This is a genomic window from Lentzea sp., from assembly GCF_035525475.1.
Classification (GTDB): Bacteria; Actinomycetota; Actinomycetes; order Mycobacteriales; family Pseudonocardiaceae; genus Lentzea.
The window spans coordinates 1-26,729 of the sequence record NZ_DATLEC010000061.1 but is presented as its reverse complement, the minus strand read 5'-3'; the positions used below and the strand labels follow the sequence as shown (position 1 = coordinate 26,729).

At 69.7% G+C, this 26,729-nt stretch carries 22 protein-coding genes and 1 tRNA gene; 11 read left to right on the top strand and 12 right to left on the bottom strand.

Annotated elements, in window-relative coordinates:
• The first annotated feature begins 352 nt into the window (after positions 1-352).
• The gene (locus tag VM306_RS10630; RefSeq protein ID WP_325513583.1) at positions 353-856 is read left to right on the top strand and encodes a DUF3145 domain-containing protein; all 504 of its coding nucleotides are present in this window, start codon (positions 353-355) and stop codon (positions 854-856) included.
• A gap of 30 nt (positions 857-886) precedes the next feature.
• Here the strand turns inward: VM306_RS10630 and VM306_RS10625 are convergent, their stop codons facing one another.
• The 4 genes from VM306_RS10625 to lanKC all read right to left on the bottom strand — a co-directional run bounded on the left by VM306_RS10625 (position 887) and on the right by lanKC (position 7,125).
• Positions 887-2,605: an ABC transporter ATP-binding protein gene (locus VM306_RS10625; RefSeq protein WP_325513580.1), complete on the bottom strand. Its 1,719-nt coding sequence runs from the start codon at positions 2,603-2,605 to the stop codon at positions 887-889.
• Positions 2,605-4,221 carry an ABC transporter ATP-binding protein gene (locus tag VM306_RS10620; protein WP_325513577.1) on the bottom strand — a complete coding sequence of 539 codons (1,617 nt, stop codon included), beginning with the start codon at positions 4,219-4,221 and terminating at the stop codon, positions 2,605-2,607. Before VM306_RS10620 ends, VM306_RS10625 begins: the two co-directional genes overlap by 1 nt.
• Positions 4,222-4,361: 140 nt before the next feature.
• Positions 4,362-4,529 carry a SapB/AmfS family lanthipeptide gene (locus VM306_RS10615; protein ID WP_089950820.1) on the bottom strand — a complete coding sequence of 56 codons (168 nt, stop codon included), beginning with the start codon at positions 4,527-4,529 and terminating at the stop codon, positions 4,362-4,364.
• Between the two features lie 34 nt (positions 4,530-4,563).
• On the bottom strand, positions 4,564-7,125 hold the full coding sequence (gene lanKC, locus VM306_RS10610; protein WP_325513573.1) for a class III lanthionine synthetase LanKC: 2,562 nt from the start codon (positions 7,123-7,125) through the stop codon (positions 4,564-4,566).
• Between the two features lie 602 nt (positions 7,126-7,727).
• Between lanKC and VM306_RS10605 the strand changes: the two genes are divergently transcribed.
• Entirely contained in the window at positions 7,728-8,297 is a 570-nt protein-coding gene (locus VM306_RS10605) for a hypothetical protein (RefSeq protein WP_325513571.1), read from the top strand.
• Between the two features lie 409 nt (positions 8,298-8,706).
• Here the strand turns inward: VM306_RS10605 and fabF are convergent, their stop codons facing one another.
• The 5 genes from fabF to VM306_RS10580 form a co-directional block, all read right to left on the bottom strand.
• Positions 8,707-9,942 (bottom strand): beta-ketoacyl-ACP synthase II, encoded by a 1,236-nt coding sequence (gene fabF, locus VM306_RS10600; RefSeq protein ID WP_325513569.1) that lies wholly within the window; start codon positions 9,940-9,942, stop codon positions 8,707-8,709.
• Positions 9,939-10,175, bottom strand: coding sequence for an acyl carrier protein (locus VM306_RS10595; protein ID WP_030474507.1), 237 nt, complete (start codon positions 10,173-10,175; stop codon positions 9,939-9,941). Before VM306_RS10595 ends, fabF begins: the two co-directional genes overlap by 4 nt.
• 46 nt (positions 10,176-10,221) lie before the next feature.
• Positions 10,222-11,214: a beta-ketoacyl-ACP synthase III gene (locus VM306_RS10590; RefSeq protein WP_325513565.1), complete on the bottom strand. Its 993-nt coding sequence runs from the start codon at positions 11,212-11,214 to the stop codon at positions 10,222-10,224.
• Positions 11,211-12,140, bottom strand: a complete 930-nt coding sequence (locus VM306_RS10585) for an ACP S-malonyltransferase (RefSeq protein WP_325513564.1) — start codon at positions 12,138-12,140, stop codon at positions 11,211-11,213. The genes VM306_RS10590 and VM306_RS10585 overlap by 4 nt, the downstream gene beginning before the upstream one ends.
• Before the next feature lie 194 nt (positions 12,141-12,334).
• Positions 12,335-13,534 carry a PucR family transcriptional regulator gene (locus tag VM306_RS10580; protein WP_325513562.1) on the bottom strand — a complete coding sequence of 400 codons (1,200 nt, stop codon included), beginning with the start codon at positions 13,532-13,534 and terminating at the stop codon, positions 12,335-12,337.
• 119 nt (positions 13,535-13,653) lie between these two features.
• Between VM306_RS10580 and VM306_RS10575 the strand changes: the two genes are divergently transcribed.
• The 3 genes from VM306_RS10575 to VM306_RS10565 all read left to right on the top strand — a co-directional run bounded on the left by VM306_RS10575 (position 13,654) and on the right by VM306_RS10565 (position 17,383).
• Positions 13,654-15,210 (top strand): alpha/beta fold hydrolase, encoded by a 1,557-nt coding sequence (locus VM306_RS10575; RefSeq protein WP_325513559.1) that lies wholly within the window; start codon positions 13,654-13,656, stop codon positions 15,208-15,210.
• A gap of 219 nt (positions 15,211-15,429) precedes the next feature.
• Positions 15,430-16,200: a mechanosensitive ion channel family protein gene (locus tag VM306_RS10570; RefSeq protein ID WP_325513557.1), complete on the top strand. Its 771-nt coding sequence runs from the start codon at positions 15,430-15,432 to the stop codon at positions 16,198-16,200.
• Positions 16,201-16,339: 139 nt separating this feature from the next.
• Positions 16,340-17,383: a glucose-1-phosphate thymidylyltransferase gene (locus VM306_RS10565; protein ID WP_325513555.1), complete on the top strand. Its 1,044-nt coding sequence runs from the start codon at positions 16,340-16,342 to the stop codon at positions 17,381-17,383.
• On the opposite strand, the gene VM306_RS10560 is transcribed toward VM306_RS10565, so the two are convergent.
• Positions 17,380-18,327 (bottom strand): winged helix DNA-binding domain-containing protein, encoded by a 948-nt coding sequence (locus tag VM306_RS10560; protein ID WP_325513553.1) that lies wholly within the window; start codon positions 18,325-18,327, stop codon positions 17,380-17,382. The genes VM306_RS10565 and VM306_RS10560 overlap by 4 nt on opposite strands.
• Before the next feature lie 9 nt (positions 18,328-18,336).
• Positions 18,337-19,425, bottom strand: coding sequence for a phytase (locus VM306_RS10555; protein WP_325513551.1), 1,089 nt, complete (start codon positions 19,423-19,425; stop codon positions 18,337-18,339).
• Between the two features lie 67 nt (positions 19,426-19,492).
• On the opposite strand from VM306_RS10555, the gene pnuC reads away from it, so the two are divergent.
• Genes pnuC through VM306_RS10540 form a run of 3 tightly spaced genes read left to right on the top strand, consistent with a single transcriptional unit; the run spans position 19,493 to position 22,424 of the window.
• Positions 19,493-20,104: a nicotinamide riboside transporter PnuC gene (pnuC, locus tag VM306_RS10550; RefSeq protein WP_325513585.1), complete on the top strand. Its 612-nt coding sequence runs from the start codon at positions 19,493-19,495 to the stop codon at positions 20,102-20,104.
• A complete protein-coding gene (locus tag VM306_RS10545; RefSeq protein WP_325513549.1) occupies positions 20,101-21,267 on the top strand; it encodes a M14 family metallocarboxypeptidase in 1,167 nt (388 codons plus the stop codon). Before pnuC ends, VM306_RS10545 begins: the two co-directional genes overlap by 4 nt.
• Positions 21,267-22,424: a GNAT family N-acetyltransferase gene (locus tag VM306_RS10540; protein WP_325513547.1), complete on the top strand. Its 1,158-nt coding sequence runs from the start codon at positions 21,267-21,269 to the stop codon at positions 22,422-22,424. Before VM306_RS10545 ends, VM306_RS10540 begins: the two co-directional genes overlap by 1 nt.
• A gap of 48 nt (positions 22,425-22,472) precedes the next feature.
• On the opposite strand, the gene aceE is transcribed toward VM306_RS10540, so the two are convergent.
• Entirely contained in the window at positions 22,473-25,181 is a 2,709-nt protein-coding gene (gene aceE, locus VM306_RS10535; protein WP_325513545.1) for a pyruvate dehydrogenase (acetyl-transferring), homodimeric type, read from the bottom strand.
• A 371-nt stretch (positions 25,182-25,552) separates the two neighbouring features.
• Here aceE and VM306_RS10530 point away from each other — a divergent pair, with 371 nt between their 5' ends.
• From VM306_RS10530 to VM306_RS10520, 3 genes are all read left to right on the top strand, one after another.
• Positions 25,553-25,984 (top strand): DUF3052 domain-containing protein, encoded by a 432-nt coding sequence (locus tag VM306_RS10530; protein WP_325513543.1) that lies wholly within the window; start codon positions 25,553-25,555, stop codon positions 25,982-25,984.
• A gap of 73 nt (positions 25,985-26,057) precedes the next feature.
• Positions 26,058-26,522: a peroxiredoxin gene (locus VM306_RS10525; protein ID WP_325513541.1), complete on the top strand. Its 465-nt coding sequence runs from the start codon at positions 26,058-26,060 to the stop codon at positions 26,520-26,522.
• Between the two features lie 36 nt (positions 26,523-26,558).
• A tRNA-Val gene (locus VM306_RS10520) sits at positions 26,559-26,633 on the top strand.
• Positions 26,634-26,729: the final 96 nt, after the last annotated feature.

Genomic DNA, 26,729 nt, shown 5'->3' with positions numbered 1-26,729 from the left:
AGCCTTCCGCGACCCCCGCCGACATCGAGCGGGCGCTGAAGTCGACGGCCCACAGGTACGGCACCGGCTACCAGCCCGCCGGCCCCTACACCTCGTCCTACGACAAGGGAACCGGGCTCGTCGACGTGGTCGCCGCGGTAAACGTCCTGTAGATCACGATCACGCATCACTCGGTCGGGGAGATCGGGACTTTAGACCTGTATCTGCCCCGGTCGGGTGATGATCGAGCTGGTTCTTATGGCGGACATGCCTCAAGTCGGGGCAGAATGCAGCGAGCGGGATTTCACGATGATCACCTCACTCGGCAAAGGCGTAGGGGAAGACGTCCCTCGTCGAGCAGCGGAGGTCAGCAGTGAGCACCCGTGGCAGCACCAGTGGCGTGGTCTACGTCCACTCGTCGCCGTCTGCGGTCTGTCCGCACGTCGAGTGGGCGATCTCGGGCACCCTCGGTGTCCGAGTGGACCTCAGGTGGGCAGCGCAACCAGCGGCACCAGGCCAGTTGCGCGCTGAATGCGCGTGGACCGGAGACGCCGGCACCGGCGCGAAACTCGTGGCTGCGCTGCGCGCGTGGCCAATGCTCCGCTTCGAGGTGACCGAGGAACCGTCACCTGGTCAGGACGGCGAGCGCTTCTGCTTCGCCCCCGTTCTGGGGCTGTGGCACGCCCGCACATCGGCCAACGGCGACATCGTGGTCAACGAGGACCAGTTGCGTTCCCTCGCGGTGAGAGCCAGGGGCGGCGAGTCGTTCGCGCACGGCGTGGACGAGCTGCTCGGTGCCGCGTGGGACGACGCCCTGGAACCGTTCCGCCGTGCGGGCGACGGCGCGCCGGTCACCTGGCTGCACCGCGTCGGCTGACGGAACCAACCAGTCCGGTGTGGACCCCGCTCACCGCTTGGGCAGCGGGGTTTCCTCGTGGTGGGTGGGATCCCAGGCCAGCATGAGCCGTCCGTAGAGCGCGGACGTCTTCATGAGGTGCTCGTGGGTGCCGAGCAGCGGCTTGCCGCCGTCCATGACCAGCACGCGGTTGGCCCTCAGCGCCGAGCTCAGCCGGTGTGCGATCACCACGAGAACTCCTTGCCGCTGGGCGAAAGCCCGTTCGACGCGTGCTTCCGCGGCAGGGTCCAGGTGTGAGGTCGCCTCGTCGAGGATGACGACGGTCGCGGACGTCACGTAGACCCGCGCGAGCGCCAGAAGCTGTGCCTCACCTGCGGAAAGTCCTTCGCCGCCATGACCGAGGGCGGCGTCCAGGCCACCGATCCTGTCCAGAAGTGGTGTGGCACCAACCTTGTCGACCGCCTCGATGAGGTCCTGATCGGTCGCCCGCGGTGCGAGAAGCGCGAGGTTCTCCCGCACCGTGCCCGTGAACAGGTAGGTCTCCTGGGGAATCAGGGCGATCGCGTGGTGGCGGAGGGCCGGCGTGACGCGATCGACGGGAGCGCCGCCGAACAGGACGTTGCCCGAGTCCGGTGGCATCAGACCGGTGAGCAGACTGGCCATTGTGGACTTGCCGATGCCGGACGGGCCGACCACCGCCAGGTGGTCACCGGGGCGCAGGGCGAGGGACAGCCCCCGCAGCACCGGCTCCGCGTCCGGGCTCCAGCCGAACGTGACGTCCCGCAGCACGAACTCGCTGTTCGACGGGGTTTCGTCGCCGATCTCGCCGGTCGCCCGCGGCGCCGCTTCCTGCAGTCGTTTGAGCGCGACCATCAACCGCATCACGACGGTGCTCGTCGTGCGCGCCAGACCGTGCAGTGCGGGGTTCACGCTGTTGGTCAGGTAGACGACCGCTGCGAGCGCCGCACCTTTGGTGAGCTCGCCCGATGCCACGAGCGGGGGAGCGAACGCCACGAGCAGCACGATCGGGGCGAACCCGCCGATCGCGATCACCGTGGCACGCAACGAGTTCGCCCACGCGACGGTGACCGCGGCCCTGGCCTGCCGGTCGACCTGCGCGGCGATGTCCTCGTGAGCTTCGGCGGCGGCGTTGCAGGCGGCGACGTCGCGCAGTCCGGTGAGCACCGCTCCCGACGCCTCCGCTGTCCGTTCGTCCGCCATCACGACGTCGCGCTGCCGTTTGGCCAGCGAGGGGAGCATGAGCCCGAAGAGCACCAGTGCGGCGATGATCGGCAGGACGACCAGCCACATCAGGGCGGCCGCCGTGGTCGCGAGACCGATGAGCGCGGCGAGCGTGGTGACCAGGAGCGCACGGGCCTGCACCAGGACGCCGGCGGTCGCGTCGCGGACCACCTCGACGTGCCGGGTGATCATCGCGACCGCGCTGGCGTCGGGGGTGCGGCGGTGCGTGGGATCGCTCAGCACGCCCTGCACGACCCGCGTGACCAGGGCGTCCCGCATGGGTTCGACGACGTCGCCGAGCCGGGCGAACACCTGTCGCTGACCCAGCGCCCCCGCCACCGCGAGAGCGGCGAACGCGAGCAGCCACAGGACACCGGCCAGCGGGTTCCCGGCGGCGAAGCCGCTGTCGACGGCCGTCCCGACGAGCTTGCCGCCGAAGAACGCGGGCACGCCCTCCAGCGCGGACCAGCCGAGCAGGACCAGGACACCCCTGCGGTGCCCTGCCAGTGTGGAGAGGTAGAAACGCATCACTCGCCCCCGGTGAACACAGCGCGGTAGTCCTCGTCGTCCCACAGCCGCCGATGGGTTCCGGTGCCCCGGACCCTGCCGTTCTCCAGCCACACCACGAGGTCCGCCCGTGCGGCCGTCGCCGCCCGGTGCGTGACGACCACGCGGGTCCGGCCGGGGAGCGCGGTGGTGAGCGCCTTGTCCACTTCGGCCTCGGTCACGGTGTCCAGACTGGCCATGGCGTCGTCGAGCACGAGTATCTCGGGATCGCGGACGATCGCGCGGGCCAGGCCGATCCGTTGCGCCTCACCGCCCGAGAGCGGGGCATCGGCGACGGGGGTGTCATAGCCCTGCGGTAAGCGGATCAGCACGTCGTGCACCTGTGCGGAGATGGCGGCGTCGCGCACCTGGAGCTCGTCGGCGTCCGTTCCATAGGCGATCGAACGGCCGATCGTCGTGCCCAGCAACGCGGGGCGTTCGAAGGCGTACCCGACCTCGCCGTCGCGCAGCACCCTGCCGGAGTCCACAGAGGACAGTCCGCCCAGTACGGAGGCCAGCGTCGACTTGCCGGCGCCGGAGCTGCCGACGATCGCGGCGAACGTGCCGGCGGGGACGGAGAGGTTCACGTCGTGCAGGGCGTTGCCGACGCTGACGTCGCGCAGCTCCAGGACACCGGCGCCGGGAAGCGCCGCCGGACGGCCGGTGACCGGGGTGTCGAGGACCTCGGCGATGCGGGTCGCGGACGCGCGGGTGCGTTCCAGCGCGGTGAGCTGGGGGATCTGGCCGACGATGCCCATGCCGAGCGCGGCGTAGCCGAGGGCGGCCAGCACGTCGCCGGGGGTCAGCCTGCCCGCCATCACGCCGAAACCGGCGGTGATGAGCACCGCGACCTCCACGGCCGGCAGCAGCAGACCGGCGCGCCACATCATCCTGGCCTGGGTGCGCCACATCCCCGCACCGGCGGCAGCGAGCAGGGGCAGCGGGCGCAGCACGCGGTCGGTCTCGTGGCCTGCGATGCCCGCGGCGGCGATCGTGCGCCTGCCCGTCACCGCGTCGAGCAGCCGTGCCGACACGTCACCGGACACCTGTTGATAGGCCAGAACGTCGTCGGCTGTGAGCTGCATGTGCGTGCGGACCAGGAACATCGCCAGCGGCACGCTGACCGCGAACACGGCCGCGAGCCGCCAGTCCAGCAGGGCCAGCGCGATGACCGCGCCGACCGAGGAGACGGCCGTGACGAGCAGCGTGATCAGCGTGACGGCGATGCCGCCCGCGTTGCCGCAGTCGCCGGTCATCCGGCTCACCGAGTCCCCCGCGGCGAACGGCGAGGGGTGCCCGAGGTCGAGGAGTTTGCGGGAGAGTTTTCGCCGCAACCACGCCGTGGCGCGGCTGGTGATGCTCGCGGCGAGCACGATGCCGATCGCGTCACCGATGATCTCGCTCGCGGCCAGCAGGAGCAGGAACAGCACGGTGAACAGCACGAACGTGCCGCTCAGCGCCATGTCGACGGCGTTCGCGAGTGCCGTGGGGAGGAGGAGGCCGCCGGTCGTGGCCACGGCGGCGTTGAGCAGCAGGAGCCACGGGCGGTGGTCGCGGCGGACGACGGAGACCAGCAGGGCGTCACCGGGTTGGGCCATCGCCTGTTTCCTCCGCGGGTCTCGAGGGCGCATCATGAGCCAGGGCCCGACAGCTGGCCGGCTGCCGGGCCCTGCAGGCGGGTGAGCGGCATACTTCGCCTATGCCGCTCACCGGCCGGGGTTCATCTGTGTGGCGTAGCTCAGCAGGCCAGCAGGCTGACGGTGCTGTGCGAGCAGGGCAGGAGCAGCGACGCGTTCGACGCGGTCGTGGAGCCACCGCCACCGCCGCCGCCGCCGTGGCCCGACGCCATCGCGTTGCTCGGGGCCTCGGGGGTCTCCAGGTCCTGCATGTCGAGGATGAATCCCATGACAATCTCCTTCAGTGGAGGATCGGTTTTCTTGCTACCGGTCAGCGGTGACCGGCGTTCGTGAGCCCAGGAAGGGCAGTGGCGGTACAGCGTCCACGGTGGACGCGATCGCGAGCAGGACGCCCGCACCGCCGGTGTTGAGGTCCATCGAGAGCCGGCGCAGCTGCACGCCGGGGAAGGCGAGCCCGCCGCCGTAGCGCACGGCGTGCCAGCCGAGGGCTTTGAGGTGCCGGTCGACGGCGCGGCCGAGGTGTTCGTCCGGCCGGTACCGCGTCGCGTGCGCCAGCGTCGCCATCAGTCCCGCCCTGCCCAGCGTGAACGCGGGCTGGATGACGAACTCGCCGGTGCAGCCGCTGAGCAGGTCGGGGAGCTTGGCGGCACAGGGCCGTTCCGGCGCGACCTTCGCGAACTCGGTGAGCACCAGTGCGATGCCCGCACCGCCGATGCCGACGTACGGCAGCGACCGGAAGGTGCCGTCGCGCACCTGCAGCGACCCGTCGAGCGCGACCATCGTCTCGGCCAGGTCGCGTTCCAGCGCCTGTTCGGAGAGGTCGAGCCAACGCGGCTGCTCGGTGTGCTCGAACATGCGCAGGAAGAACAACGCGGGGCCCGACCAGCCGTGCAGCAGTCCGGCCTTCGCCTTGGGACCGGGCGGTGGGGCCTGGTCCAGCTGCCGCGCGAGCCGTTCGGCCAGCTCCTCGGCCTGCGCCGTGAAGCCGTCGTCGTCGCGCGAGGCCGCGAAGTGCAGCAGGTTGAGGCCGATGCCGGACAGACCGGCGCTGAGCCCGTGGTCCTGCGTGGTGCGCACGAGCGGGGCGTAGCTCTCGACGAGCTCGGCCGCCATGTCGTGGTGGCCGAAGTTCTCCAGGACGTGGGCGATGCCGTGCGCGCCGACGAAGAAGCCCGGCTGCTTGGGCGGGTCGTTCCTGACCGCCTTGACCAGCCACTCCTCGTGCTCGGGGTACCGGCCCTCGCCGCTTTCGGCCAGCGCGTGCAGCACTCCCGCCGCGCCGTAGCCGAAGCACGTGCCGCCGACCTCGAACTGCTCGATGTCGCCGGGGAAGAGCCGGTCGTTCCGCTGCGGCGTCGCGCTGTGCAGGATCGCCGTGGCGATCTCCTTGCGCACGACCGTCCAATCAGGACTCTCGTCGTCGAACGAGGTGAACGCGGGGTCCGCCGGCGGGTCGACGCGCGGTGTGAGCACGTCGAGGATCTGCCGCTGGTAGTCCTCGGAGAGCCCGAAGCGCTCCGCGACGACGTGCACGTGCTGGCGCAGCTTGGCCGGAGCGAGCTCCAGCACCGCGTTGAGCGGCAGGAAGATCCACAGCTTGAGCGCGGCCAGCGGGTAGGCGTCGATGTCGAAGCCCTCGCGGTCGTTCGGTGCCTGGAACCCCGGCGCGCCGAGCGTCGGGCGGTGCACGTCCTCGATGGTGGACGACAGCTCGAAGTCGATCAGCGAGACCTCGTCGTCCTCGTCGACCAGGATGTTCATGGTGTGCAGGTCGCCGAACACGACACCGCGTTCGTGCACCCGCGCCATGAGGTCCTCGACCTTGGCGATGAGCGCCTCGGCCCTGGTCCGGTAGTTCCGCAGGAGCTCGTCGGTGGTGTCCTTGTGCGTCAACGGGTAGTTGTGGCCGAGCCACTGCCCGAGCGACCGCCCCGGCATGAACTCCATGGCCACGAACAGGTGCTCCCACTCCGTGAAGCGGTCGTACACCTCGGGAACGCCGTCGATGCCGTGCAGCTTCGTGAGGATCTCGAACTCGAGCTCCAGCCGGGCCACGGCGTCGCGCCCCTCGCGGTCGAGGCCGGCGTGCGGCCGGGCCTCCTTGAGCACGACCTCCTTGCCGTCGCTCTTGCGGGTCGCGAGATAGACGCCGCCACCGTTGGAGAAGTGCAGCGAGCTGGTGATCCGGTAGGGGAACTTCTCGGGGTCGCCGGCGTTGCGCTCGGCCAGGTGCGGCGCGAGGAACTCGGGCAGCTCGATCCACTCGGGCGTGCTGAAGACCGGCTTGCGCTTGTCCGCGACGAGCACGCCGTCGGGGCCTTTGATCGCGAGCACCTGCTGCCCGTCGACCTCGAGCCACTGCTCGGAGAACCCGCCGTAGCGCACGAACAGCGGACCCCTGCCGAAGCGCAGGTCGCTCAGGATGTAGGCGCCGTGCTCACCGTCGAGGAGCTGCCCGAGCTCGGTGCAGATGGTCTCGAGGTGCTCGGCGCTGGTCGGGTAGATCGTGACCAGCTTGCCGCTGCCCTCGCGGGGGGCGTACTTCGAGTTGCGGGCGAGCACGATCGACATCGTCCGCAGGTACTTGAACGAAATGCGCCGCTCGACGCAGTAGTCGTAAGTCGCCTTCAGCACGCGGCCGGCGTTGTCCAAACCAGCGGAAACGTGGATCTTCCAGCCCTGGTCGGGCAGCCGCACCCCTTCGGGGTGCTGGTGCCGCCACACGTTCCGCTCGACCATCGCCCAATCGTGCGGAAGGGCCGGCAGGTCCGCGGAAAAGTCGTCTCCGGAGAGGATTTCGGTGCTGCTCTGCAGATCGTAGAACTGTCGATCGGCGAAGCAGTACGCCTCGTATCTGAGGTCCACCGAATTCGCCTCCCTGAGTCGTTTGCGTTTCTTTGTTGCGACTCATTCCCGCACAATTCGACGCCTAGGGCCAATCCGCCGTTCGAGTCATATGGCTCACCTGTTCGTGCTCGAAGGAAGGCGTTTACCGGCTCGGATTCTACTGTCGGTGATGAGGTTCGGGGTCATCTCACCCGGTCGCAATGTTTGCGGCGTGGTGTTCTTGCGGCGCCTGGTCGGACCGTCGCTAAACGGAACCCGATGGTTCCAGATAGTGCGGCTCTGTGAACTGCGGTATTCCACGCCACTTTCGACGTATAGCCAAGTGGATGTGACCGTGGTCTACGCGCTGTGTTGTTTGGTCTTTTCGAGTGAAGTCGGAGTTGGGTTCTGATGCGTGTTTGGTACCGCCGGACGGCGGTACGGCGTACGCCGTTTGTACCCATTCGTAAGATGAGATTGCCCTTTAGGAATTTATGTCGCAAACATTGTCGTAATGCATGTAACTTGTGGTTCGCATCCCATGTCCACTTTCGAGTGAAGATTATGTTTTGATGTAACGGCGCTTCGTTTGCCGAGTGGGTCCCCGCTGTCCCGCGTGTCGTGCGGCTAGGCTGCGCGTCGTGGGGAGCATGGCGAGCCGATGGCTGGTGCCGGCCGTGGTGGTGATCACCGGTGCCGCGGTGGCGGCCGGGATGGTGGGGCGGACCGCGTACTCGCGTCCCGCGGAGGCCAAGGGGACGCCGGTGGTGCAGTCCTCGTCCGCCGGGCCGGTGCCGGGGTCCGCCGAGGTCCGGCTGAGCCCCGACTCGTTCACCCACCCCGACCGGACCGCCGTGCAGAGGGTGCTGCAGGGGTACTTCGACTCGATCAACTCCCGCGACTTCGCCGCTTGGCGGTCCGTGGTGTCGGCTCGGCGGGTTGCCGCCACTCCCGAGGCGGGGTGGGTCGCGGCTTATGAGACCACCCGGGACGGTGGGGTTGTGGTGCAGCGGGTCGAGTCCGACGTGGTGGCTCGGCGGTTGCGGGTTCTGATCTCCTTCGTGTCCACTCAGGACGTTGCCAAGGCTCCCGTTGCGCTGCCTGAGGGGTGTATCCGGTGGCGGGTCGTTTATGTCCTGGTGTGGGAGGGGGCCGAGTTGAAGGTGGATGACGCTCCGGAGAGCCGGGTTCCTCAGATGGCTCGGTGTTGAGTCCGGTTCGGTGTCGGGCGCGGGGCTCTGCCCCGGACCCCGTCAGCTGATCAAGGACCAGCCGGCGCCGTTAGCGGGTTGATGGCACGCCGGTTGCGTTGGGCGGCTTGCTGTTGGGTTGGTTGGGCGCGTTCGGTGACGGGACCACCCCACCAGTCGGCTCTGTGAAAGCGACTGCTCGCCTGCGGCTTCGCGGTCGGCTCGGTCGCGCAGAAGTGTCAGACCCCGTCTGTACGTTGGGTCGCGGGGGAGCCGAAATCCAAGGGGACCCTTGCGTAAGCCTGCCGTGCCGACCGCATACCCGGGCCGCGCGCCCGACGCGAGGCTGCGGATGCGCGGATCGGTCTGGTGTGGACAGCACAACGCCCCGGTCCGCTGAGCGGGCCGGGGCGTCGGGTGTGCGGTGGTGCTAGGCCGGGGTGAAGGCCAGGGCCACGTTGTGGCCGCCGAAGCCGAACGAGTCGTTCACCGCGGCGTCGAGCTTGATCTTGCGGGGTTCGCCTGCCACCACGTCCAGCGTTACCGCTGGGTCGAGGTTGTCCAGGTTCAGGGTCTGGGGGACGATGCCGTCTCGGATCGACAGGACCGTGACGATGGCCTCCACCGCCCCCGCCGCGCCCAGCAGGTGGCCCAGGGCGCCCTTCGGGGCGGTCAGGACCGGGTGGTCGCCGATCGCCTTGCGGATTGCCACGGTTTCCGCGACGTCGCCCACCGGCGTTGAGGTGGCGTGGCAGTTCACGTGGCCCACGTCGGACGGGTCGATGCCTCCTGACCGCAGAGCTGCGGCGATGGCACGCGACTGGCCCACGCCCTCGGGGTCCGGGGCGGTGATGTGGTAGCCGTCGGCACTGGTGCCGATGCCTGCCAGGCGGCCGTAGATCTTGGCTCCGCGGGCCTCCGCGAACTCCCGGCGTTCCAGGACCATGACGCCCGCGCCCTCGCCCAGGACGAAGCCGTCGCGGGCCGTGTCGAACGGGCGCGAGGCCTTTTCCGGGTCGTCGTTGCGGGTGCTCATGGTGCGGGCCTGGGAGAAACCCGCCACCGGGATCGCCGTGATGCACGCTTCCGCGCCGCCTGCCACGACCACGTCGGCTTCGCCGGCCTTGATCATGCGGTAGGCCCACGCGATGGCCTCTGCGCCCGACGCGCAGGCGGAGACCGGGGCGTGCACGCCCGCCTGGGCCTTCAGCTCGAGGCCCACGTGGGCCGCCGGGCCGTTCGGCATCAGCATCGGGACGGTCAGCGGCGACACCTTGCGCAGGCCCTGCGTCTCCAGGAGGTCGTCCTGGGTCAGCAGGGTGATCGCGCCGCCGATGCCCGTGCCGATGATGACGGCGAGGCGCTGGCGGTCGACGGTGTCGTCGTTGTGGCCGGCGTCGGACCACGCCTGGCGGGACGCCACGATGGCGACCTGCTCGGAGCGGTCCAGGCGGCGTGCCTCTACTCGGGGGAGCACCTCGGTCGGGTCGACGACGAGCTCTGAGGCGATCTTGACCGGCAGGTCGTACTTCTCGACCCAGTCGTGGGTCATGGGGCGGACCCCGGACTTGCCGGCCAGGAGCGCGTCCCAGGTCGACGTGACGTCACCGCCGAGCGGGGTGGTGGCACCCAGCCCGGTGATGACGACCTCGATGCCGGAACTCACTTGTTGCTGGTGATGTAGTTCACCGCGTCACCAACGGTCTTGAGGTTGGCCAGCTCGTCGTCAGGGATCTTCACGCCGAACTTGTCCTCGGCCTGGACGGCGATCTCGACCATCGACAGCGAGTCGATGTCGAGGTCGTCCACGAAGGACTTGTCAGCGGTGACGTCGTCGGCGGCAACGCCGGCGACCTCTTCGACGATCTCGGCAAGGCCGGACAGGACGTTCTCGCTCACTGAAGTTCCCTTTCGGTTGAAACGATGAAAAAACTCGGGGTGGTGCTCACGGGCACCGGACCACCTGTCCCGCGTAGGACAGGCCCGCGCCGAAACCGACCATCAGCACCACGTCTCCTGAGGAGATCTCGCCCGCCGTCCGCATGTGGTCCAGCGCCATGGGGATCGAGGCCGAGGAGGTGTTGCCGGACTCGACGATGTCTCGAGCGACCTTCAGGTCCTCGCGCGCACCATTCTTGCGCAGGCGCTTCGCGATCGCTTCGATGATCCTGAGGTTCGCCTGGTGCGGGGCGAACACGTCCACGTCGGACAGTGCGACACCCGCGAGCTCGGCGGCACGGATCGCGACCGGTGCGACCTGGGTCGTCGCCCACCGGAAGACCGTCTGGCCTTCCTGGTGGATGAACGAGTCGCGGTCGTCGATCCGGATGACCTCGGACATCGAGCCGTCCGAGCCCCACGCGACGGGGCCGATCTCGTTCGTGTCGCTGGCGCCGACCACGACGGCACCCGCGCCGTCCGCGAAGATGATCGCGGTCGAGCGGTCGTCCTGGTGGGTCCAGTCGGTGAGCTTCTCCGCGCCGATGACGAGGAAGTTGCGCACCGTGCCCGCGCGGACGATGTCCGACGCGGTCGCGACGGCGTAGCAGAAGCCCGCGCACGCGGCGTTGAGGTCGAACGCGGCGGCGGCCTGGACGCCGAGCTTCGTGGCGACCTGCGCGGCGGCGTTCGGGATGGTCGACGGCATGGTGCAGGTCGCCACGATCACGCCACCGATGTCGGCCGGGGTGAGACCCGCGTCCTCGATCGCTTTCGCGCCCGCCGTGACGGCCATGTCCACGACGCCCTCGTCCTTGGCGGCGACGCGCCTGTTGACGATGCCGACGCGCTCGCGGATCCACTCGTCCGAGGTGTCCATGCGCCGCGCGAGGTCGTGGTTGCTCACCACCGTCTCCGGCTGATAGCTGCCGAGGCCGATGATGCGGCTCCCCGCGGAAGCCCGCGGGGCCTGGAAGACTGTCCCAGAGGGAATCGTCACTGCGTGGCTCCAACGGTGTCGAAGAGCTCCGCGACCTTCTCGAGCTGGTCAGGGGTCTTCAGAGCGAGGGTGGTGGTGCCCTTCATCGCACGCTTGGCGAGACCCGTGAGAGCGCCCGCGGGCGGCAGCTCGACCGAGCCGGTGATGCCCCTCTCCACGAGGGTCGCCTGGCAGACGTCCCAGCGGACGGGGCTGGTGACCTGGGAGACCAGGCGGCTCAGCACCTCGGCGCCGTCGGTCACGGCCTGACCGTCCTTGTTGGACAGCAGCGGCAGCGACGGGTCCTGCGTGGCGACTTCGGCGGCACGCGCGCGCACCGCGTCCTCGGCGGGCGCCATGTACTTGGTGTGGAACGCGCCCGCGACGGCCAGCTTGCGGACCTTCGCCGTGCCGGGCGGGGTCTCCGCGAGCTCGTCGAGCGCGGCACGCGGGCCCGCCGCGACGATCTGGCCGGCGCCGTTGCGGTTGGCGGGCACGAGACCGAGCTCCTCGAGGCGCGCGAGCACCTCCTGCTCGTCGCCGCCGAGCACCGCGGCCATGCCGGTCGGCTCCAGGGCGCACGCCCGCGCCATCGCGGCGCCGCGCACACCGGCCAGCGCGACCGCGTCGTCGGCGCTGATCACGCCCGCGATCGACGCGGCGGCCAGCTCACCGACCGAGTGGCCCGCGACGACCACGCCGGCGGGCAGTTCGACGCGGCGGCGCAGCTCACCGAACGCGAGCAGCGCGAGAGCCACGACGAGCGGCTGGGTGATCGCGGTGTCGACGATCTCGTCGGCCTCCGCCGTGGTGCCGAGGCGCACGAGGTCGAGGCCCGTGATCTCCGACCACGTGCGCACCTGCTCCTCCGCCCCCTCCAGTTCGAGCCAGGGGCTGAGCATGCCGGGCGTCTGGGACCCTTGTCCGGGCGCGAGGAGTGCGATCACGTCGATTACTAAAGCTGGTGAACCCACCGGTACCCCATGTCGTGAAGAACGAAGTACGGCGATCGTATTTGTAGAGATCCTACAAAAGTGCTTGCCGACTGAAACAGCCAGGACGTCTGCGCAGCTCAGCGCGGTGCAAGGTCGTTTGGCCCTCACTCCAACGGATGTGTGCGAAGTCCGTCACAGCTCGAGGGCTACCACAGGCCCCGGGAGCGGGCAAGCCGTCCTACAGACAAAGCGACGCGAAGCACAAGCGCGTCCCGAGCGTCGTGTGCATTTCTTCCCGTCATTTCCTGAACCCGCCGAAGGCGATATCTGACCGTGTTCGGGTGCACGAACAGTCTTTTCGCGCACGTCTCCAGCACGCCACCGACCTCCAGGAACGCGTCCACGGTCTCCAGCAGCGCGCCACCCGCGTCCTCCAGCGGCCGGGCGACCCCGTCGACCAGCTGCCACTCGGCCTCGGGATCGCCCGCCAGCGCCCGTTCCGGCAGCAGGTCGAGCGAACGGACGGGCCTGGGCGCGGCGGGCCAGCCCACGACCGCGCGCAGCCCGCTCAACGCGTCACCGGCGCTGCGGTGCGCCTCGGACAGGCTGGCCACGGTCGGGCCCGCCACCACGGGACCCTCGCCGAAACCCTCGGAGATGCGGCCCAGCACGTCCTCACCGGTCTCCGTCGGCCCGCCCAGCACGACGACCAGCCGCGAGCCCTGCACGGACAGCAGCACCGGCCGTCCCGCGCGGGCTGCCTTGCTGCGGACCGAGTAGATGATCGTGGGCGGGTCCTCGCCGCCGGGGTTGCCGACCAGCACCGTCGCTTCGAGCGCCGGGTCCCAGCCGAGCGCCGTGGCTCGCGAGAGCAGCGACTCCTCGGGGTCGCCGCGCACGATGCCGTCCACGACCAGCGCCTCCAGCCGCGCGTCCCACGCGCCGCGCGCCTCGGCCGCCGCCGCGTACGAGGTGGCGGCGGAGAAGGCGATCTCCCGCCCGTACCGCAGCACGCCCTCCATCAGCAGCGCGCGTTCGGCCTCGGTCGCCGCCATCGCCGGCATCTGCTCCTCGAACAGCTCCAGCGCTATCCGGACGAGCTCGACGGTCTGGCGCAGGCTCACCCAGCGGGAGATGTCCTTGGGGGCGCTGCGGAACGCGTCCGCGGTGAGCCGGATCGCCTGCTGCCGGTCGTGCAGCCACTCGACGAAGCCCGCCACGCCGTTCTGGATCAGCAGCAGAACGCTCGCGCGCTGGTCCGCGGGCATGCGCGCGAACCACGAGAGCCGCCGCTCCATCTCGGCCACGCTGGCGGTGGCGAGCGAGCCGGACGCGCGTTCGATCTTGCGCATCGTGCGGGCGGAGAGCGCGGGCGGGTGCTCCTCCTTCTCCTCGCTGCTGGTCATACCCGCAGCTTAGGGCCAGGAAGGTGACATCACCGGGACGGGTGACGCAACCCATGAACTCGTGTGAACGGCCATACCTTCGGGCATCGATGGTCTTTCGTACGGCACGGAGGTTGGTCTTGCACAGGTTCCTGGCTTTCGTCCTGGGCGTGGTCGTGCTCACCGCCACGGGCGTCACGGCGTCAGCCGACCCTCCCAACCCCTTGGCGGAGTACCACTCCCAACCGGTCAGGTGGGCGCAGTGCCAGGGAAAGCTCGCCGAACTGGAGTGCGCCGCGCTCGTCGCCCCGCTCGACTACACCGCCCCGGCCGGCGACCGGATCAACCTGGTGATCAGCCGCAGGAAGGCGGCAGCGCCCGGCCGCAGGCGGGGCGTGCTGCTCACCAACCCCGGCGGGCCCGGCGGTTCCGGGCTCGGCCTGCCGCTGTTCCTGGCCAACTCCGAGATCGCGCAGGTCTACGACCTCATCGGCTTCGACCCGCGCGGCGTCGGCGGCTCGTCGGCGCTGAACTGCCGCGTCACGCCCGCGCTCGCCGAGCCGGAGTCCCGGCCGCCGGACAGCGAGTTCGTCAAGTGGGCGGCCGAGGCGCGGGAGGCCGAGGCGGCCTGCCAGGAGTCGGGTGGCGGGATCCGGCGCCACATCAGCACCGCGAACACCGCGCGCGACATGGACATCGTGCGGGCGGTGCTCGGCGAGGCGAAGATCAACTACCTGGGCTACTCCTACGGCACGTACCTGGGCGCGGTGTACGGGACGTTGTTCCCGGACCGGCTCGACCGCAGCGTGCTCGACTCGGCCGTGCACCCGGAGTGGGTCTGGCGCGAGCAGTTCCGCCAGCAGGCCGTGGCCTACCGGCGCGACGTCGAGGCGTGGGCGGCCTGGGCCGGGGAGCGCAACGAGAAGTTCCAGCTGGGCAGGTCCTGGGAGGAGGTCCTGGCCGAGGTCGAGAAGGTCGCCGCGAAGCTGCACACCGCGCCGATCGGCGAGTACGGCCGCTCGTCCTTCGACGGGACGCTGGGAGTGGGTGCCCGCTACCGTCCACTGTGGTCGGACCTGGCGTCGATCGTGGTGAAGCTGCGGTCGGGGGAGGGGCCGGAGAAGGCGGCGGCGGCCAAGGCCGGTCAGGTGCTCGCGGACACCGGCGCGAACGAGCTGCGGTCCGGTGTGTTCGACACGGTCACCTGCGAGTCGGACTGGCCGACGGAGCTGCACCTCTACTACGAGGATATGCGCACGTTCCGCGAGCGCTACCCGTACGGCTTCGGCATCGTGCGGGCGGCGCCGATGACGTGCACGTTCCGCTCGTTCACCCCGCCGGAGCCGCCGGTGCGGATCGCCCGCAACGGCTACCCGGTCGGCGTCGTCGTGCAGTCCGAGGGCGACACGCAGACGCAGTACGCGGGCGGCCCCGCGATGGCGGAACGGCTCGGGCACAACCTGATCACCGTCGTCGACGAGGGCAAGCACGGCCTCTACAACGGCAACGCCTGCGTCGACGCGCAGGTCAACCGGTACCTGGTCGACGGTGCGCTGCCCGGCAGCAGCACCCAGTGCCCCGGCGACCCGCGGCCCGACGTGCCGAAGGACGGGGAGGGCGGCGCCGCGCCCGCGCTGTCGCCGGACCGGATCCAGGCCTACCTCGACGGCCGCGGCCTGAGCGCCGCAATGCCGTAGGGATCTCGCCGGAAATGTGGAAGCGCCCACCACGGAGTGTGGCGGGCGCTTCCCTCTCCCCGGTCCCCACCGGTAGTTCCACTCTGGACTGCAGCGGGACGAAAATCCACGTCAGCCACCCTTTCGTGTAGCAGTGTCGACGTTGTGGGGCGGTGTCATCCGCGAAACGATCAAGCGATCGGATCTTCACTCACCGCAACTTTTGTTCTAGGAGGGCCCGTGGGCTCGCAAATCACCGAGGGCCTGGGCCAGGCGTGGGCGATGGTGGCCACGTTCGTGCCGAAGCTGCTCGGCTTCCTGGTCGTCCTGCTCATCGGCTGGTTCATCGCCAAGGCCCTCGCCAAGGGCGTCCGGTTCCTGCTCAAGCGGGTCGGCTTCGAGAAGCTGGTCGACCGCTCCGGCCTGAACGGCGCGATGCGGCAGTCGTCGATGGACGCGTCCGGGCTGATCGCCAAGATCGTGTACTACTTCGTGCTGCTGATCGCGCTGCAACTGGCGTTCGGCGTCTTCGGCGCCTCGAACCCGGTCAGCACGCTGCTCAACGAGGTCATCGCGTACCTGCCGCGCATCGTCGTGGCGATCGTGCTCGTGATCGTCGCCTCGGCGATCGGCACCGCCCTGAAGGGTCTCGTGACCGGTGCGCTGGGCCAGCGCTCCTACACGAAGGTCATGGGCAACATCACCTACGGCTTCGTGATGGCGCTCGGCGTCATCGCGGCGCTCAACCAGCTCGGCATCGCCATCTCGGTGACCATGCCGGTCCTGATCGCCGTTCTCGCGACCGTCGCCGGTGTCGTCGTCATCGGCGTGGGTGGCGGCCTGGTCCGCCCGATGCAGCAGCGCTGGGAGGGCTGGCTGTCCCGCGTGCAGGAGGAGGCGCAGGTCCAGTCGCCGATGCCGCGCGCGTCGCAGGAGATGCCGTCCAGCGTGGGCGGCCGCCTGGGTGACATGCCGACGCCTCCGTCGGGCACGCCGATGTCCGAGAAGTAGCTCTCGTTTCCAGGAAGGGGCCCCGCGCAAACATCGTGCGCGAGGCCCCTTCCTCGTGTTCTGACGTTTCTCCAGCTCCGGTCCAGCGTCCCGCCGGAGTCTCGTCCCACCCGAACTGTTCCGTCGCGGTGGAGGACCTATGAAAGCCCTTGTGCTGTCCGCGGGCGCACGTCCCGCCGGATACTCGATACCCCGGCAGATCGTTCCCATCGCGAACAAGCCGGTGCTCGAGTACGTGGTCGAGAACCTGAGGGACGTCGGGATCAGCGAGATCGGCATCGTCGTCGGCGAGAACGCCCAGGAGATCTCCGAGCTGTTCGGCGACGGCGCGTACCTGGGCGTGTCGATCACCTACATCAGGCAGGACGTCGCACTGGGGCTGGCGCACTGCGTGCGGATCGCCCGGCCGTTCCTCGGCGACGACGACTTCGTCCTGTACCTCGGCGACAACCTGCTGGTCGAGGGCATCGGGCAGATCGCGGACGAGTTCGAGCGCCTGCGGCCGTCCGCGCAGGTGCTCGTGGACAAGGTGGAGGACCCGCGGCTCTACGGCGTCGCCGAGGTGGACGAGAACTCCCGCGTGACGCGGCTGATCGAGCACCCGCAGGAGCCCCGCAGCGACCTCGCGCTGATCGGCGTCTACTTCTTCACGCCCGCGATCCACGCCGCCGTCGACGCGATCGAGCCTTCGTGGCGCGGCGAGTTCGAGATCACCGACGCGTTGCAGTGGCTGGTGACGCACGAGCGGGACGTGCGGGCGCGGATGTACTCGGGGTTCTGGAAGGACACCGGCAAGGTCGAGGACGTGCTGGAGTGCAACCGAGAGCTGCTGATGGGGCTGCGGACCGACATCCAGGGCATCGTCGACGACGAGTCGCGGCTCATCGGTGACGTCGTGGTCGAGGAGGGGGCGCGCGTGGTGCGGTCGTGCATCGTCGGGCCCGCGATCATCGGGGCAGGGACGCTGGTCGAGGAGTCGATCATCGGGCCGTACACGTCGATCGGCGCGGACTGCCGGATCACCGAGTCCGGCGTGGCCGACTCGATCGTGCTCAACGAGGCGTCCGTGCACAACGTGTCCGGCATCGAGACGTCGCTGATCGGCCGCCGGGCCAGGGTCGGGTCGGCGCGCCAGCACCGGCTGGTCGTCGGCGACGGCGCGCACGTCGACCTCGCGGCTTAGTTCCGCATCCAGTCCTGAAGGCGGTCGCACTCCTCGGCGACCGCCTTCTGCCTGCTCACGGGCAACCTGTCGAGGTAGTCGACGGTGATGGTGCGTTCTCTGGTGATCGCCCAGGTGGCGGCGACGCAGCCGTCCACGAGGACCGTGGGCTTGCCGCCGACGACCACGCCGAGCCGGTCGTCGGCGATGACGCGGCGGCGGTCGGCGTGGGCGAGCAGGACGTTGTCGAACTCCGGCAGCAGCCTGACCGGCAGAGGGGTGTCCGGGTCGGGGCGCGGTGCGCCGGGCAGGTCGAACAGCTCCTTGCCGGCCTCGTCCCGGAACGTCACGAGCTCGGGAGCGAGCTCGATCGTGGTGCACACGGCCCTTCCGCTGCTGTGCCACAGGCCGCGCGGGGGAAGCTGGACGAGGGCGAGCTTGTTGCGCAGGACGTTGCCGAGAACGGTGTGCTCGCGGTCGGCCCAGCGCTCCCTGAGCCGCCTGCCGGCGTCCGCGGTGCCCTGCGGGGTGCCGTCGAGGATCTCGCGGCCCGCCTCGGCGACCTCGTCGAGGTCCAGGTCGCGCAGCCTGCTCGCGAACGGCCCGCTCCGCAGCTCGCGGTCGAGCTCGAGCTGGGTGTGGGGGCGCAGCCCGAGCGCGTCCCGTGCGCTGACCAGGTGGATCGTGCCGCGCATCAGGAGCAGGCGGACGGCCTGTTTCGTGGTGAGCAGGACCTCCAGCTCTTCCGGCCGGAACCCGGCGAGCCGCGTCCAGAGACCGACGTAGGGCGACTTCGGTTCCTGCGCCTGGATCCCGAAGAGGTGCTCGATGGCGGCGAGCGCGCTCGTGTCAGCGCGCTCGCGCAGCATCTGGCGTTCGATCAACGCCCTGTTGAGCTGGTCCCGGCTGAGCCTGTCCTGGCTGGGCTGGTCCTGGCTGGGCCGGTCCTGGCTGGGCGTCCCCATCGGGACAGGTTAGAACCTGATGAACGCGAACCCGGTGCCGTCCGGGCGTTCGCCGTCGTGGACGACGAGCAGGTTGAGCTTGCCGAGGACGACGTCGGCGCCGTCGGAGTGCTCGACGTCCTTGACGCGGAAGTCCTTGAGGGGCTTCATGTCGGCCTTGCGGTAGGCGACGAACCGGGAGTCGCCCTGGCTGGACGCGAGTAGCACGCCGTCCGCGATCGTGAGGCCCTCGGCGTCGGCTTCGAGCCACTGGCCGCCGAAGCCGGGGTTCGGGCCGTCGGCCTCGCACTCCTCGGTCTCCGGGTTGTACCTCTGCGGCGCGCCCCACGTGCGGACCTTGTCGACGAGCTGCGGCTTGCCGAAGCCGTTGCCCCGCAGCGGGATCCGCCAGATGCCGACGTCCTCCTGGGCGGCGTACAGGGTATTCGTGCTCTCGTCGATCACCATCCCCTCGACCTGCGGGCCCTCGCCGGGCTCGCCGCACACCGTCCAGCTCCGGCCGTCCGGCAGCGTGAAGGTGCTCGGGAGGTCCAGAGTGGACACCTTCTTCGTGTCGTAAGTCCTACTCTTCTGCACTTGCAGCAGCGCGATGCTCGTCTCGTTGCGGCGGCTGGTGACGACGACGTCCTTGCCGCCGACGCGTCCGGCGGCCAGGCCGTAGACGTTGTGCTGGTCCTCGACCTCCTGCTCGGTCTCGCTGAACACCGGCTTCGTCGCGGGGTTCGTGACATCCCTGACACCGCGTTCGTCCACTTGGAACACCCGGACGCGGTCACGCCCGCGGTCGCTGACGAACGCCAGGTCGCCGAGCACGTCGACGTTGTTGAACCGGCCGGGCTTGGCGTCCGGAGCGGGCGGCCGCGGCGCCGGGTGGACGCTGATCGTGCGGCCGTTCAGGTCGAACGCCGCCAGGCCGCCTTCCTTGAGCGTGCCCAGGACCACACTGCGTTCGGTGTTGCGCGGGTTCACCCAGATGGCCGGATCGTCGGCGTCCGCCGGCTCCTCGAACGTCTGCGTGATCACCGTCGGTGTGATGACGGGCGTCGCGGGCGCTGTGAGGAACAAAGGGACGAGCGCGAGTGCTAAGGAAGATGACATGGTGGGACCGTAGGAAACACCGGTGTACTGCGACTGAACCGCGGGGGAACAAGCCGTGTGGTACGAGCTGGGATTGACGATATTCGGGCAGAAGATCGCGTACACGGAGCTGTTCGGGCAGGTGCTCGCGCTCGCGGTGGTCTTCCTCGCGCAGCGCCGGTCACTGCTGACCTGGCCCGTTCAGCTGGTCTCGGTCGCCCTGCTGTTCACGGTCTACCTGTCGTCGCACCTCGGCGGTCTCGCGACCCGGCAGATCGTCGTAGGGCTGATCGCCGTCTACGGCTGGTACGCGTGGGTGCGCCGGCGTGACCCGGTCTTCGGCGTGGTGGTGCGCAAGGGTTCCTGGCTGGAACGCGGCGCCGTGGCGGGTGTCTTCGTCGTCGGTACCGTCGCGTTCGCGCTGGTGCTGGACTGGCTGGACGCCTCGTGGGCGCCGTGGCCCGACGCCGCGATCTTCGTCGGCACCGTGCTGGCGTTCGCGCTGCAGGGCCTGGGGCTGGTCGAGTTCTGGCTGGTGTGGCTGGTGGTCGACGCCGTCGGCGTGCCGTTGCAGATCCAGTCGGGCCTGTACTTCAGCGCGTTCGTCTACCTGATCTTCGCGGGCCTGGTCGTCCACGGTTTCATCGACTGGAACCGCACGGCCCGGCGGTTGACACAGGCGGCAAGGTCTCCCCTATGAGGGGACTGACCGCATTACTGGCCGCTGCTTCCCTGCTGGTTCCCGTGCCCGCTCTGGCTTCGGAGGAGCCGCGGACGGGTTTCGAGAAGACCGGCGCCTGGACCACCGAGTCCGGGGAACAGGCCTACCTGCGCGCGACCGGCCTGCCCGTGACCGAGATCGGCAGGACCGCCCAGGGCCGTCCGATCCAGCTCGTGCGCGTCGGCTCTCGTTCGGCGCGCACGGTGGTGCTGTTCATCTGCTCCCAGCACGGCGACGAGCCGGCGGGCCGCGAAGCGTGCCTGATCCGCATGCGCTCCCTGCCGCGCACGTCGTCGGTGACGTACCTGTTCGTCCCGAACGCCAACCCGGACGGGCGCGTTGCCCACACCCGCGGCAACTCCGCCGGCATCGACATCAACCGCGACCACCTGCTGCTGCGCACCGCCGAGGCCCGCGCGATGGCCGCCGTGATCCGCGACTGGCACCCCGACGTCATCCACGACCTGCACGAGTTCGGCCCCTCCGCGCCGTACTACGTGAAGGACGTGCTGTGGCTGTGGCCGCGCAACCTCAACGTCTCCGACGGCGTGCACGACCTGTCCGAGACGTTGTCGCGCTCGTACGTCCGGCCGTCCGTCGAGGCCGCCGGCCGCACCTCCGGCGTCTACGGCATCTACGTCGACCCGGTGACCGGTGAGCCGGTCCGCCAGGTGGCCGGCGACGGCCAGGAACGCATCCTGCGCAACACGGGCGGGCTGAAGCACGGCGTGGGGCTCCTGGTGGAGACCAACGCCGGCGACACGCCCCAGTTCCGCGTCGAGTCGCATCTGAAGGCCCTGGACGGCACGCAGTCGTTCGTCCGGGCTGAGCGCTCGGCCATCGAAGCCGCCAATGCCGCGTCACGTGCCGTGCGGTCAGGGCCGGTGTACTTCGGCGGTGCCGACAACCAGGCCCCGGACCCGTCGGACGTGGTCGAGGCTCCCTGCGGGTACGTGCTGACCAGTGCGCAGTACGTCGACGTGCAGGACGAACTGGCGTTGCACGGCATCAAGTCCCAGTACCTGCGCGGCGGTGACCGGATCGTGCCGTTGAAGCAGGAGGCCCGCGCGCTGGCCCCGCTGCTGCTGGACGCCCGCGCCGACGAGCCGCTGCTGAAGGCCCGGCCCGTGGCGCGGTGCTGATGAGGGTCGAGCAGTTCACCCTTTTCGAGCTGTCGAGCGAGACCGTGCCGGCGGGCGAGATCTCGGCCCGCCTCGGCGTCGAGCCGGACGAGAGGCCCTGGAAGATCGTCCGGCGGGGCCCCGAGAGCGTCGACGAGCAGATCCGGCACGTCGTCGCCCGGCTGAAGCCGATCCGCGACGAGCTCGCCGCACTGGCCCCCGAGGTCACCGCGCGACTGGTCGTCGTGCGCTACTTCCGCGACAGCGCCGACCGCGCGGGTGGCGCCTGGTCCGTCCCGGCCGAGGCGGCCGAGTTCCTCGCCGCGACCGGCCTGCCGCTGGACGTCCACGAGTACGACCTCGTCGAGCCCGGCGACGAGCAGGCGCGCCGGATCACCACCGGTCTGCTGGCGAGCATGGAGCAGAACCTCGCCGAGCACGCCTGCCACCTGCACCGGCAGCTGGACGACGCCACCGTGGCCGAGACGGACGACCTGCTGATCGCGGACAGCGGCTTGGACGACGACACGTTCAACATCGTGGTCGCGGCCCGGTTCACCCCGTCGAACGTCACCACTCGCATCGCCGAGACGGTGCGCGCGGTGATGGCGACCGGTCGTCCGTTCTCGTGGTGGGTCGGCCCGGCCTCCACCCCGGCCGACCTCGGCCTGCGGCTGGTCGACGCCGGCCCACGTGCGGCGGAGACCGAGGCGGCCATGTGGCTGGACCTCGCCGACGCCGCCCTGCCCGAGCCGCACCTGGACGGGCTGGAGATCCGCCGGGTGACCACGGAGGCGGAGCTGGCGGACTACGCGGCCGTCCTGGCCGCGAACTGGGACCCGCCCGCGGCCACGGTCCGCCGCTTCTACGCCGAGGCCGCCCCGCACGCGTTGACGAGCCAGGCCCGCTACCTCGTCGGCTACGTGGACGGTCGTGCGGTGTGCACGGCGGAGGTGTTCCTGTACGCCGGTGTCGCCGGGATCTACAACATCGCGACCCTGGCGACCGACCGCCGTCGCGGCTATGGCGGCGCCATGACGCTGGCCGCGTTGAGCACCGCACGGGCCGAGGGGCACCGGATCGCGGTCCTGCAGGCCTCTCAGGAGGGCGAGACGGTCTACCGGCGTCTGGGGTTCACGATCGCCGGTCAGTTCACCGAGTACGCCCTCAGGGCGTGAAAAGGGCCGCTCCGCGCGAAGCGGAGCGGCCCCTTGTCGTCCCGGTGCCTACGCGAGGCCCGCGTCCGACGTGGACGGGCCGGCCGCCTGCACGTCGTCGATGCGGTACTTGCGGGCCGCCTCGACGACCTTGGACTGCTCGACCTCGCCGCGCCTGGCCAGGGCGGCCAGCGTGGCGACGACGACGGACTCCGCGTCCACCAGGAAGTGGCGGCGGGCGGCCGGGCGGGTGTCGGAGAAGCCGAAGCCGTCCGTGCCCAGGGTCGTCATGTCGGTCGGGACGTACGGGCGGATCAGGTCCGGGATCGCCGACGCCCAGTCGGACACGGCGATCACGGGGCCCTGCACGTCCTTCAGCACCTGCGTCACGTACGGCACGCGCGGCTCGGCCTCCACGTGCAGCAGGTTGTGGCGGTCGGTCTCGACGGCCTCGCGGCGCAGCTCCGAGTACGACGTGGCGGACCACACGTCCGCGGAGACGCCCCACTCGTCGGCGAGCAGCTTCTGCGCCTTGAGAGCCCACGGGAGGCCCACGCCCGAGCCGAGGATCTGGGCACGCGGCCCATCGGTCCGCGGGCCGTCCTGGTACTTGTAGAGGCCCCGCAGGAGGCCTTCCACGTCCAGGTTCTCCGGCTCGGCCGGCTGCACGTACGGCTCGTTGTAGACCGTCATGTAGTAGAAGATGTTCTCGGCGTTCTCGCCGTACATCCTCCGCAGACCGTCCTTGACGATGTGCGCGACCTCGAAGGACCACGCCGGGTCGTACGAGACGACGGCCGGGTTCGTGTGCGCCAGCAGCAGCGAGTGGCCGTCGGCGTGCTGCAGGCCCTCACCGGTCAGCGTGGTGCGGCCCGCGGTGGCGCCCAGCACGAAGCCGCGCGCCATCTGGTCCGCCGCCGCCCACAGGCCGTCGCCCGTGCGCTGGAAGCCGAACATCGAGTAGAAGATGTAGATCGGGATCATCGGCTCGCCCTGCGTGGCGTAGGACGTGCCGACCGCCGTGAACGACGCCGTGGAACCCGCCTCGTTGATGCCCTCGTGCAGGATCTGGCCCTGCTCCGACTCCTTGTAGGCGAGCATCAGGTTGGCGTCCACCGAGGTGTACGCCTGGCCGTTCGGGTTGTAGATCTTCTGCGTCGGGAACATGGAGTCCATGCCGAACGTCCGCGCCTCGTCCGGGATGATCGGGACGATGCGCGGGCCGATCTCCGGGTCCTTCGCGAGGTCGCGGACGAGGCGGACGAACGCCATCGTCGTGGCGACCTCCTGCTTGCCCGAACCGCGGCGCACGCCTTCGTAGACCTTGTCGCCCGGCAGCACCAGCGCCTTGGACTTGGTGCGGCGCTCCGGTACGAACCCGCCCAGCTGACGGCGGCGCTCCTGCATGTACTGGATTTCCGGCGAGTCCTGGCCGGGGTGGTAGTACGGCGGCAGGTACGGGTCGGCCTCGAGCTGCGCGTCCGAGATCGGGATGCGCAGGCTGTCCCGGAAGCCCTTCAGGTCGTCCAGGGTCATCTTCTTCATCTGGTGCGTCGCGTTGCGGGCCGCGAAGTGCGGGCCGAGCGAGTAGCCCTTGATGGTCTTGGCGAGGATGACGGTGGGCTGGCCGACGGTCTCGGTCGCCGCCTTGTAGGCCGCGTAGACCTTGCGGTAGTCGTGGCCGCCGCGCTTGAGGTTCCACACCTCGTCGTCGCTCATCGCGTCGACGAGGGCCTTCGTGCGCGGGTCGCGGCCGAAGAAGTGCTCCTTGACGTACGCGCCGTCGTTCGCCTTGTACGTCTGGTAGTCGCCGTCGGGCGTGTTGTTCATCAGGTTGACGAGCGCGCCGTCGCGGTCCGCGTGCAGCAGCGCGTCCCACTCGCGGCCCCAGACGACCTTGATGACGTTCCAGCCGGCGCCGCGGAAGAACGACTCCAGCTCCTGGATGATCTTGCCGTTGCCGCGTACCGGGCCGTCGAGGCGCTGCAGGTTGCAGTTGACGACGAACGTGAGGTTGTCCAGCTGCTCGTTCGCGGCGAGCTGGAGCAGGCCGCGCGACTCCGGTTCGTCCATCTCGCCGTCGCCGAGGAACGCCCACACGTGCTGGTCGGACGTGTCCTTGAAGCCGCGGTCGCGCAGGTAGCGGTTGAACCGCGCCTGGTAGATCGCGTTCATCGGGCCGATGCCCATCGAGACCGTGGGGAACTCCCAGAAGTCCGGCATCAGGCGCGGGTGCGGGTACGACGGCAGGCCGCCGCCGGGACCGGCGTGCGAGTACTCCTGGCGGAAGCCGTCGAGCTGGTGCTCGGACAGGCGGCCCTCGAGGAACGCGCGGGCGTAGACGCCGGGGGAGGCGTGGCCCTGGATGAAGACCTGGTCGCCGCCGCCGGGGTGGTTCTTGCCGCGGAAGAAGTGGTTGAAGCCGACCTCGTAGAGCGACGCGCTGGAGGCGTAGGTGGAAATGTGTCCACCGACACCCACGCCGGGCCGCTGCGCGCGGTGCACCGTCATCGCCGCGTTCCAGCGGATCCACGCACGGTAACGGCGCTCCACCTCCTCGTCACCGGGGAACCACGGCTCCCGCTCGGTGGGGATGGTGTTGACGTAGTCGGTGCTGGTCAGCGCGGGCATGCCGACGTGGTTCTCACGCGCACGCTCCAGCAGGCGCAGCATCAGGTACCGCGCCCGCTGCTGGCCACCGCCCTTGAGGACCTCGTCGAACGACTCCAGCCACTCGGACGTCTCCTCGGGGTCGATGTCCGGCAGGTGGGCTGCCATACCGTCGCGAATGACACGAACCCGCTCGGGGCCTGTGTTCTGCGGGCTCAAGGTGTCTCCTCGGCTTCGTTGGCGGTACTTCGCGTGGCCCGGAAACCGTGCCACGCGCTCCTATCGTTGTCCTTGCGCGCTGACTTCGTCATTGCTACTGGTGGGTAGTTCTGGATCGTGTCACTCACGCGCGCGCGATAAGAGGTATGTAGAGCGTGCCTCATGCCAGTGTAGGTCGCTCGACAGGGGGGCCTGTTACGGCGTGTCACGTGGTCAACAGTTGCGCCGGAGGTAGCTGACAGTGTTCGCTAGCCCGAGGTAGTCGACTTGGCGGCAGTCTCTGAGGCTGTCGCTCTTGCGTAGTTGGAGGAGTGAAAACCGTGGTCGCCGCGGAAGACGCCGGCAAGATCGGCGTCGCCGAGAAGCTCGGGATCGAATCGGGCATGGTCGTCCAAGAGCTCGGCTGGGACGAGGATGTCGACGACAACCTCCGTGCCGCCGTCGAAGAGCAGATCGGCGGTGACATCCTCGACGAGGACGCCGACGAGACCGTGAGCGTCGTGCTGCTCTGGTGGCGAGAGGACGACGGCGATCTGGTCGACGCTCTGCTCGAGGCCACCGGAGTGCTCGCCGAGGACGGCGTGATCTGGGTTCTCACCCCCAAGACCGGTCGTCCCGGCCACGTGGAGCCGAGCGACATCGCCGAGGCCGTGCCGACGGCAGGCCTCTCGCAGACCTCGAACATCAGCGTGGCCGAGGACTGGGCGGGCACGCGTCTCGTGTGGCCGAAGTCCACCAAGGCCAAGCGCTGACCCCAGGTCGGGTTGATCCACGGGCGTGCACGTGGCCCGTGGTTTCGTCCTGGTCGGCTGGAGGGATGCGGTCATGGCGGTCGAAGTAGGTTCGGAAGCCCCGGACTTCACGCTCAAGGACTACAACAGGCAGCCCGTGACGCTGTCGTCGTTCCGGGGCGCGAAGAACGTGCTGGTGGTCTTCTACCCGTTCGCGTTCAGCGGCACCTGCCGGGGCGAGCTGTGCCAGGTGAGGGACGAGCTGTCCGCGTACGAGGACGAGAACGTCCAGGTGCTGGGCGTGTCGGTGGACTCCCCGTTCGCCCTGAAGGCGTGGGCGGACCAGGAGGGCTACCGGTTCCCGCTGCTGTCGGACTTCTGGCCGCACGGCGCCGTCGCGCAGTCGTACGGCGTGTTCAACGAGGCCTCCGGCATGGCGCTGCGGGGGACGTTCCTGGTCGACGTCTCCGGCGTGGTGCGGTTCGTTCAGGTGAACGGGCCGGGTGAGGCCCGGGATCAGGAAGCCTGGAAGAGGGCCGTAGCCTCTCTCAGGGCATGATGTAGCTGTACCCCTGCGTTCTCGGGCGCGGGGTCGGGGCGTGTAGCTCAGCGGAAGAGCACTCGGTTTACACCCGAGCGGTCGCAGGTTCGATCCCTGTCGCGCCCACCAGCAGCACCGGCGCCGGGTCGCATCCGTGTCGAATAGTACGATCGGATGAAGCGATCTTCGTCCTCCCCTGCGGGTCCGGCCCCGCCGTGCATACTC